Source organism: Streptomyces sp. NPDC001843 (assembly GCF_042891955.1).
Classification (GTDB): Bacteria; Actinomycetota; Actinomycetes; order Streptomycetales; family Streptomycetaceae; genus Streptomyces.
This window is the reverse complement of sequence record NZ_JBIATQ010000007.1, coordinates 464895-473794: the sequence shown is the minus strand read 5'-3', so window position 1 is coordinate 473794 and position 8900 is coordinate 464895. Positions and strand designations below refer to the sequence as shown.

General features: G+C 71.9%; 9 protein-coding genes. 8 read left to right on the top strand and 1 reads right to left on the bottom strand.

The window, feature by feature from the left end:
* The 5 genes from ACFYZQ_RS20555 to ACFYZQ_RS20535 form a co-directional block, all read left to right on the top strand.
* On the top strand, positions 1-1133 hold a 1133-nt coding region (locus tag ACFYZQ_RS20555; protein ID WP_389149451.1), incomplete at its 5' end, for an alpha/beta fold hydrolase.
* A complete protein-coding gene (locus ACFYZQ_RS20550) occupies positions 1127-1948 on the top strand; it encodes an ABC transporter permease (RefSeq protein ID WP_389149448.1) in 822 nt (273 codons plus the stop codon). The genes ACFYZQ_RS20555 and ACFYZQ_RS20550, both read left to right, overlap by 7 nt.
* Before the next feature lie 64 nt (positions 1949-2012).
* Entirely contained in the window at positions 2013-3230 is a 1218-nt protein-coding gene (locus ACFYZQ_RS20545; protein WP_389149445.1) for a cytochrome P450, read from the top strand.
* 112 nt (positions 3231-3342) lie between these two features.
* Positions 3343-3561 (top strand): MbtH family protein, encoded by a 219-nt coding sequence (locus ACFYZQ_RS20540; RefSeq protein ID WP_389149442.1) that lies wholly within the window; start codon positions 3343-3345, stop codon positions 3559-3561.
* Between the two features lie 19 nt (positions 3562-3580).
* Positions 3581-4558: an ATP-binding cassette domain-containing protein gene (locus ACFYZQ_RS20535; protein WP_389149439.1), complete on the top strand. Its 978-nt coding sequence runs from the start codon at positions 3581-3583 to the stop codon at positions 4556-4558.
* A 1-nt stretch (position 4559) separates the two neighbouring features.
* Here ACFYZQ_RS20535 and hemE read toward each other — a convergent pair whose 3' ends face one another.
* The gene (hemE, locus tag ACFYZQ_RS20530; protein ID WP_389149436.1) at positions 4560-5636 is read right to left on the bottom strand and encodes a uroporphyrinogen decarboxylase; all 1077 of its coding nucleotides are present in this window, start codon (positions 5634-5636) and stop codon (positions 4560-4562) included.
* A gap of 107 nt (positions 5637-5743) precedes the next feature.
* On the opposite strand from hemE, the gene ACFYZQ_RS20525 reads away from it, so the two are divergent.
* From ACFYZQ_RS20525 to ACFYZQ_RS20515, 3 genes are all read left to right on the top strand, one after another.
* Positions 5744-6421 carry a DUF3000 domain-containing protein gene (locus ACFYZQ_RS20525; RefSeq protein ID WP_389149433.1) on the top strand — a complete coding sequence of 226 codons (678 nt, stop codon included), beginning with the start codon at positions 5744-5746 and terminating at the stop codon, positions 6419-6421.
* A gap of 377 nt (positions 6422-6798) precedes the next feature.
* A complete protein-coding gene (locus ACFYZQ_RS20520) occupies positions 6799-7458 on the top strand; it encodes a LuxR C-terminal-related transcriptional regulator (protein ID WP_388800201.1) in 660 nt (219 codons plus the stop codon).
* Between the two features lie 135 nt (positions 7459-7593).
* Positions 7594-8883: a ribonuclease D gene (locus ACFYZQ_RS20515; RefSeq protein ID WP_389149430.1), complete on the top strand. Its 1290-nt coding sequence runs from the start codon at positions 7594-7596 to the stop codon at positions 8881-8883.
* Positions 8884-8900 lie beyond the last annotated feature (17 nt).

Sequence of the window (8900 nt, the reverse complement as noted above, 5' to 3'; positions counted from 1 at the left end):
AGGTGCTGTGCTCACTGTTCGCCCACACCCTGGGACTGCAACGCGTCGGCATCGACGACAGCTTCTTCGAACTCGGCGGCCACTCCCTCCTCGCCGTCCGGATGGTCAGCCGGGCCCAGGCCGCAGGCCTTCGGATCAGCGTCGCCGACGTGGTCCTGCACCGTACCGTCGCGGAACTGGCCGTCCGCGCGGAGAAGACGGGACCGGCCCAGGAGACACTCCTCGACCCGTTCGCCACGGTGCTCCCCATCAGGCCGGCCGGTGACGCACCCCCTCTCTTCTTCGTGCACAGCGGACTGGGCTTCAGCCTCCCGTACGTGGGACTCGCCCGGCACCTCGACCGGCGCCATCCGCTCTACGGCTTGCAGTCACCCGCCGTCGGCGGCGCGTCACCGGCACCCGAGGACATCCGCGCCGTGGCCGCCGAGTACATCGGACGCATCCGGTCGCTGCGGCCGCACGGCCCGTACCGGCTGCTCGGCTGGTCCTACGGCGGAGTGCTCGCCCACGAGATCGCCGTACAGCTGCAACAGGCCGGCGAGGAGGTCGACTTCCTCGCCAACCTGGACGGCTATCTCGGCAGTACCGGACGGGACGAGGAGGACGACGACCAGGAACTGCTGCTGCGGGCCCTGGAGGCCCTCGGCCACAGCCGCGGCGAGTTCACCGGGCGGCCGGCGGTGACGCCGGCCGAACTCCTGGACGTCCTGCGGCAGGAGAGCCATCCGCTCGCCGAACTCGGTGAACGCGGGATCCCCAGGCTGCTGCGCCTGGCCCGCACCCACGGCGACCTGATGGAGCGCTTCACCGCCGGCCGCTTCAGCGGGGACATGCACCTGTTCGCCGCCACACAGGAGTGGACGGCGGACCAACTGGCCGACCAGACCGGACGATGGGAGCCGCATGTGGACGGAAAGCTGAGGATCCACCGGATCGACTGCGGTCATGAGTACCTGATGCACCCGGGCCCGCAGGCCGTCGTCGGCCGCGTTGTCGACGCCGCGCTCGACCGGCTGGACGGGACGCGCGCGGAGGGGCTGGGCACGAACGGGACGGAATCGGTCCCGCGGTCCGTGGACGGCCTCAGGGACCGGGCGCACAACGGCAGGCGGGGCGGTGACCGGGCATGGTGACGCTCACTCAGGTACGCACGCCCGCGCCGCCCGTCGCGCTGGCCGTGGAGTCCCTCGCCGTGGCGGGCCGGAGGCTGCGCCGCCTGCGCAGGGCCCCCGGCCGCCTGATCGGCATCATCATGAACCCGCTCGTCTCGATGATCGTGCTGGGCTACCTCTTCCGGGGATCGCTGTCGGTCACCGGCGGGGCCGGCTACCAGGAGTACATGTTCGCCGGCGTGGCCGCCCAGGCCGGACTCGCCGGCATCGGACCCACCGCGGTGGCCGTCGCGACGGACCTGCGCGGCGGGCTCGTCGACCGGTTCCGCAGCCTGCCGATCTCCCGGCCCGCGGTCCTGCTCGGCCACACCCTCGGCGACCTGGCCGTCGGTCTGATCGGCCTGGCCGTTGTCACGGTGCTCGGTGTCCTCTTCGGCTGGCGGCCCGGCAGTGGACCGCTCCCCGTCCTCGCCGGCTTCCTGCTGCTCGCCCTGTTCATGTACGCGATGCTCTGGGTCGGTGTGCTGCTGGGGCTGTTCTCCCGCAATCTCGAGACGATCAACGTGGTCGCCGGCCTGGTGACCGTCCTCTTCTCCTTCCTGTCCAACGCCTTCCAGTCCGTCGACCGGCTGCCGGGGTGGCTGCGCCCGCTCGCCGAGTGGAACCCGGTCAGCGCCGTGGTCACCCGGACCCGGGAGCTGTGGGGCAATCCGACGGCCACCCAGGGGAGTTTCGCCGGTGAGCACGCGTCCCTCGCCATCGTGGTGTCCCTCGGCGCGGTCTTCACCCTCACCGTGCTGCTGAGTCTGCGCCGCTTCCGCACGGCGGCCTCCTGAAGCGGGGCCGCGGCGACCGTGCGCCGCGGCCCGCGCCCTCGTACCTGCCCCGTAAGGAGAAACCATGGGAGATGCCGTACCGACGGTCGACGACCTGGACAGCATCGACCTCACCGATCCGCTCACCTTCGCCCTCCCCGGCCTGCGGGCCATGTGGGCCCGGTTCCGCGCCGAACGTCCTGTGCACCGGCACCGGGCCACCACGGGTGCGCCCCCCTTCTGGGTGCTCTCGCGCCATGCCGACGTCCTGTCCGTGTACCGGGACAACAAGCGGTTCACCTCCGAACGCGGCAACGTCCTGGCCACCCTGCTCCAGGGCGAGGACTCGGCCTCCCGCAAGATGCTCGCCGTCACCGACGGGGCGCGGCACCGGGAGATCCGCAACCTGATGCTCAAGTCGTTCTCCCCCCGGGTGCTCGAGCCTGTGGTGGAGGGGGTGAACCGCCGCACCGCCGCCCTTCTGGACCGGGCGCTGGAGCGTGGCTCGTTCGACTTCGTCACCGACCTGGCGGACCACATCCCGATCAACACCATCGGCGACCTCATGGGCGTCCCGGCCGAAGACCGGGAGCAACTCGTCCGCTGGAACACGCAGACGCTTTCCCGCACGAGCGCGGAACACGGCGCGGAAGAAGAGTGGCTGGCCCGCAACGAGATCCTGCTCTACTTCTCCGGCCTCGCGGCCGAGCGGCGCCGCCGGCCGGGCGACGACGTGATCAGTGCCCTGGCCACCGGGAGAGTCGACGGCCGGCCACTGAGCGAGGACGAGATCGTCTTCAACTGCTACAGCCTGATCCTCGGCGGGGACGAGTCCAGCCGGATGTCGTCCGTCGGCGCGGTGATCGCGCTCGCCGAGCACCCTGACCAGTTCAAGGCTCTGAAGGAAGGTGCGGTCGACACCAGCACCGCGACGGAGGAAGTGCTGCGCTGGACGACTCCGGCGATGCACTTCGGCCGGCGTGCGCTGGCCGAGGTGGAGATACGTGACCGGACCATCGCCGCCGGCGACGTGGTCACCCTGTGGAACAGCTCCGCCAACTTCGACGAGGACGTCTTCCCGGCCCCGGAGCGCTTCGATCTGGCGCGGAGCCCCAACAAGCATGTGGCCTTCGGACACGGGCCGCACTTCTGCCTCGGGGCGTTCCTCGGGCGCACCCATGTCGAGGCCATGCTCTGCGCACTCCGGTCCAAGGTCGGGCACATCGAGATCCTCGGCAGGCCGCAGATGCTCTACTCCAACTTCGTGTACGGCTACACGAGCCTGGCGGTGCGTCTCGACTGACCCGGCCCGGCATGCACCACGGCATCAGTCCGGTGTCAGCGGCGCCTGCCACAGTCGAGTTCCAGAACTCCGCTGACCCCGACCACTCGACGACAGAACGGAAGTGACGACCATGCCGAATCCCTTCGACGACCAGAACGGTACGTTTCTCGTCCTGGTGAACGAGGAGACCCAGTACTCCCTCTGGCCCGCCTTCGCACAGACACCTCCCGGCTGGACCGTGGCGCTCGACGAGAGCCCGCACGACACCGCGCTGGCGTACGTGGAGGAGCACTGGACGGACATGCGCCCGCGCAGCCTGCGGGAGCGGTCCGCGGACCCGGTGCGCTGAGCGGGGCGGGGCGGCGGAGGTGGAGACAGCCATCCGGGCGGAGGGCATCCGCAAGCGTTACCAGAACGTCGAGGCGCTCCGCGGGATCGACCTGCAGGTGGGGGCCGGTACGGTGCTGGGCCTTCTCGGCCCCAACGGGGCGGGCAAGACGACCACCGTGCAAGTACTCACGACGCTCGTGGAGCCGGACGGGGGCCATGCCGAGGTCGCCGGTTTCGACGTGGTCAGGCAGCCGCGCGAGGTACGCCGGCACATCGGCCTCGCCGGCCAGTACGCCGCGGTGGACGAGGTGCTCACCGGACACGAGAACCTCGTCCTGCTCGGCACGCTGCTGCATCTCGGCCGGCGGGCCGCGCGCCGGCGCGCGGACGAACTTCTGGAGCGCTTCGGCCTCGCGGCCGTCGCCCACCGGCCGGCGGGTACCTACTCCGGCGGCATGCGGCGCCGTCTGGACCTCGCGAGCTGCCTGATCACCTCGCCGCCCGTCCTCTTCCTCGACGAGCCGACCACGGGCCTGGACCCGGTCAGCCGGATGGCGCTGTGGGACCTGGTCCGGGAATTGGTGGACAACGGTGTGACCGTGCTGCTGACGACGCAATACCTGGAGGAGGCCGACTTCCTCGCCGACCGGATCGTGGTAGTCGACGCCGGCCGGGTGATCGCCGACGGCACACCCGACGCCCTGAAACGCAAAGTGGGGCGCGAGTGGCTGGAACTGACGGTGGCGGCACCGTCCGAGGTCGGGGAGGTGCTCGCCGCACTCGGACCGGCCCTGACGACGGTGCCGACGGTGGACGCCGAGAAGGGCCGGGTGGCCATCCAGCTGAACGACGGTCTCGGCGACGTCGCCGATGTGGCGGTCGCACTGCGCAACGCGTGCGTCCGGGTGACCGACTTCACCGTGCGCCGGCCGACCCTCGATGACGCCTTCGTGCACCTGACAGGCCGGCCGGCTGAACGTCCGGAACGCGTCACCAGCCGCCCCGGCAGGGGGTGAGTCAGCGGGCGGTCTGCGTGTGCACGTACTCCACGAGTCGGGTCAGCGCGTCCGGGTCGGTGGCCGGCATGACCCCGTGGCCGAGGTTGAAGACGTGGCCCTCCAGCTTCGCGGCCGCGTCGAGGACCTCTCGGGTCTTGGCCTCGACGACCTCGGTGCCGGCGAACAGGACGGTCGGGTCGAGGTTGCCCTGCAGCGCCTTGCCGGGGCCGACCCGGCGGGCGGCCTCGTCCAGCGGGACGCGCCAGTCGACGCCGACGACGTCCGCGCCGGCCTCGCCCATGAGCTTCAGCAGCTCGCCTGTGCCGACGCCGAAGTGGATGCGCGGGATGCCGTACCCCGCGACCGCCTCGAAGACCTTCGCCGAGGCCGGCATCGCCGAGTGGCGGTAGTCGGCCGGGGCCAGCGCTCCGGCCCAGGAGTCGAACAGCTGCACCGCCGAGGCGCCCGCCTCGATCTGCACCTTCAGGAAGGTGGCGGTGATGTCCGCGAGGCGGTCCAGCAGGTCGGCCCACAGCTCGGGGTCGCCGTACATCATCGCCTTGGCGTTCTCGAAGGTGCGGGACGGACCCCCCTCGACGAGATAGCTGGCGAGGGTGAACGGTGCGCCGGCGAAGCCGATCAGCGGGGTGCCGCCCAGCTCGCGGGTGAGCAGGCCGATCGCCTCGGTGACGTAGGAGACGTCCTCGGGGGTCAGGTCGCGCAGCCGGGCGAGGTCGGCCCGGGTGCGGACCGGCTGCGCGACGACCGGGCCGACGCCGGGCTTGATGTCGAGGTCGATACCGATGGCCTTCAGCGGTACGACGATGTCGCTGAAGTAGATCGCCGCGTCCACGTTGTGCCTGCGCACGGGCTGCAGCGTGATCTCGGCGACCAGCTCGGGCCGCGTGCAGGACTCCAGCATCCCGACGCCCTCGCGCACCTTGTGGTATTCCGGCAGGGAGCGCCCGGCCTGCCGCATGAACCACACGGGCGTGTGCGGCACGGGCTCGCGCCTGCACGCCTTGAGGAAGGGGGAGTCGTACGTCGCGGACGGCGGCGTCGGCTGCCCGCCGGTGGAAGTCTCGTTGGCACTCACGGGGCAAGTCTCGCACGGCGGCGCCGGGGCCCATGCCGGGGTGCGGCGACCGCCGGTGCGGGGTGTCTGCCCTGCACGACGCCCTCGTTCCCCTTACTCTTCCCCGCATGGCTGCGGCTCAGGGACGACTGTCGGACGGCGCTGGTGGGATGGACGACGCGAAGGAGACGGGGGAAGCGGAGGGGCATACGGGCGGCGGGACCCCGCCGGCCTTCCGTGCCGCGGTCGAGGCACTGCGGGCCGCCCGGCTGCGGCCGCAGATCGAGGTGGAGCCGACGCCCGCTCCGCAGCGGCTCGCCCCCTTCGCGTACGCCCTGGAGGCCGCGGTCGTCGACGGCGACCAGGACCTCGCCGACGGCCGTCTGGTGCTGCTGCACGATCCGGCCGGGCACGACGCCTGGCGCGGCACCTTCCGACTGGTGACCCTGGTGCGCGCGGAGCTGGAGCCGGAGATGGCGGCCGATCCGCTGCTGCCCGAGGTGTGCTGGTCGTGGTTGACCGGCGCCCTGCAGGCCCGCGGTCTCACGTACGGCGAGCCGAGCGGCACGGTGACGCGCGCGAGCTCGCACTACTTCGGCGGGCTGTCCGAACGTCCCGCCGCCTCGCAGATCGAGATCCGCGCCTCCTGGACGCCCCGCGAGGGCCTGGGCGGGGTCCCGGAGACCGCCGCCCACCTCGCTTCGTGGTGCGACCTGCTGGCCCAGGTCGCGGGCCTGCCGCCGGCCGCACCCGGCGACGCGTCCGTGGTGACCCTGCCGCAGCGCAGGGGACCCCAGTCCCGCTAGTCCGTCAGTCCCGCTGGTCCGTCAGTCCCGCTCGCCATCACTTCCGCTGGTCCGCCAGTCCCGCTCGCCCCACCGGTCCCGTCGGCCCCACTGAGGATGCGGCGGCGTCTACCCGATGGTCGACCGACTCACCCTTCGTTGACCCTCTCTTTGTCGATACGGCCACTTTCCGAACCGGAATCGCACCGGCTCGGACCGACTCGATCTTCGGGTGATCGATCGCGTGTCCGAATTGCCCGTATTGTTACTCACTGGATCGTGATCATTCCCTAAAGGCGGACACGTTTGGTGCCGAAGACGACTGTGACCTTGAAAGCACGGTTCGTCCCGGCTTCATCCCCATAGCCGGCCCCGTCCCCGCCACCCCAGGAGGCCTGGTGTCCGTTCTCCTCGAGCAGCCCGCAAGCCTGGTCGCCTACCGCCCGAACAAGCCGACCGCCATGGTGGTCGTGGCCGACCCGCGCGTCCGCTCCACCGTCACCCGCCATCTGTGGGCGCTCGGTGTACGCGACGTCATCGAGGCCTCGTCCATCGCGGAGGCTCGTCCCCGCATCGGCAACCCCCGTGACATCTGCGTCGCCGACGTCCACCTCCCCGACGGCTCCGGCCTGACCCTGCTGTCCGAGACCCGCGCCGCTGGCTGGCCCAACGGCCTCGCGCTGTCCGCCGCCGACGACATCGGCGCCGTGCGCAACGCCCTGGCCGGCGGGGTCAAGGGCTACGTCGTCACCGGCACCCGGACCAACATCGGACTCCCCGCCCGGCCCGGTGCCGCCCCCATCGGCGCCGCCGCCCGCATGCACCGCCGTCCCCCGGGCGCCCCGAGCCACCCGGGCGGCTACCGGGAGCTGTCCGGCCGCGAGGTCGAGGTGCTGCGGCTGGTCGCCGAAGGCCAGTCGAACAAGGCGATCGGCGTCTCGATGGGGCTGTCCGCCCTGACCGTCAAGAGCCACCTCGCCCGTATCGCCCGCAAGCTCGGCACGGGCGACCGGGCCGGGATGGTGGCGGTGGCCCTGCGTACCGGGATCATCCACTGACCTCTCCGGCGTTCGTCCATGTGAACCACAGCTGTCACCCGCCCGACCGGTTCCTGACTGGTTTACGCCCCTCCCACGCCCGTCGACGGAACGTTCCGTCGACGGGTGCTGTCCACACACGGATACCCTTGACAGGTGACCGACGCCCAAGAGACCGCAGCAGACATGCCACTGCGCACCACCGGAGGAACCCCTCCGGACGACGGCGGATCTTCTGCGACGGCGGCGCCGATTCCTCTTCTCGAGCCGCGCGAGGGCATTCCCCCGGTGATCGCCGACGAGGCCGCGCTGACCGAGGTGGTCGCTGCCTTCGCCGCGGGCAGCGGCCCCGTCGCCGTGGACGCCGAGCGCGCCTCCGGCTACCGCTATGGGCAGCGCGCCTATCTGGTGCAGTTGCGCCGTGAGGGCGCCGGGACCGCGCTGATCGACCCCGTCGCCTGCCCCGATCTGTCGGGCCTCGGCGAGGCCCTGTCGGGCGTCGAGTGGGTGCTGCACGCGGCCACCCAGGACCTGCCCTGTCTGCGTGAGATAGGCATGATGCCCAGCGGCCTGTTCGACACCGAGCTGGCCGGCCGGCTCGCAGGGTTCCCCCGGGTCGGCCTCGGCGCGATGGTCGAGGGCGTCCTCGGCTTCGTACTGGAGAAGGGCCACTCCGCCGTCGACTGGTCGACCCGGCCGCTGCCCGAGCCGTGGCTGAGGTACGCCGCGCTGGACGTCGAACTGCTCGTCGACCTGCGCGACGCCCTGGAGAAGGAGCTGGACCGGCAGGGCAAGCTGGAGTGGGCCCGGCAGGAGTTCGACGCCATCGCGACCGCGCCGCCCGCCGAGCCGCGCAAGGACCCCTGGCGCCGTACGTCCGGGATGCACAAGGTGCGCCGCCGGCGGCAGCTCGCCGTCGTGCGCGAACTGTGGCAGACGAGGGACCGCATCGCCCAGCGGCGGGACGTGTCGCCGGGCAAGGTGCTCAGTGACGCCGCCATCGTCGAGGCCGCGCTCGCCCTGCCGGGCAACGTGCACGCCCTCGCGGCGCTGAACGGGTTCGGCCACCGGGTGGGCCGGCGGCAGCTCGAGCAGTGGCAGGCGGCGGTGGACCGCGCCAAGGCGCTCCCCGACGCGCAGCTTCCGCAGCCGGGGCAGCCGGTCACCGGGCCGCCGCCGCCCCGGGCGTGGGCGGACAAGGACCCCTCCGCCGCGGCGCGGCTGTCCGCCGCCCGGGCAGGGGTCTCGGCCCTGGCCGAGCGGCTGAACATGCCACAGGAGAACCTGATCACCCCGGACACGGTGCGGCGGCTCTGCTGGGAGCCGCCGAAGAGTGTGGACGACGAGTCCGTGGCGGCGGCTCTCGCCGGACACGGGGCGCGGCCGTGGCAGGTGGAGCTGGTGACGCCGGTCCTGGTGGCCGCTCTGACCGCCGAGACCCCCTGACCGAGGTGCGGCCCGGG

Coding starts and splice junctions, on each gene's coding strand:
- ACFYZQ_RS20550 (WP_389149448.1), top strand. CDS start 1,127: ATGGTGACGCTCACTCAGGTACGCACGCCCGCGCCGCCCGTCGCGCTG.
- ACFYZQ_RS20545 (WP_389149445.1), top strand. CDS start 2,013: ATGGGAGATGCCGTACCGACGGTCGACGACCTGGACAGCATCGACCTC.
- ACFYZQ_RS20540 (WP_389149442.1), top strand. CDS start 3,343: ATGCCGAATCCCTTCGACGACCAGAACGGTACGTTTCTCGTCCTGGTG.
- ACFYZQ_RS20525 (WP_389149433.1), top strand. CDS start 5,744: ATGGCTGCGGCTCAGGGACGACTGTCGGACGGCGCTGGTGGGATGGAC.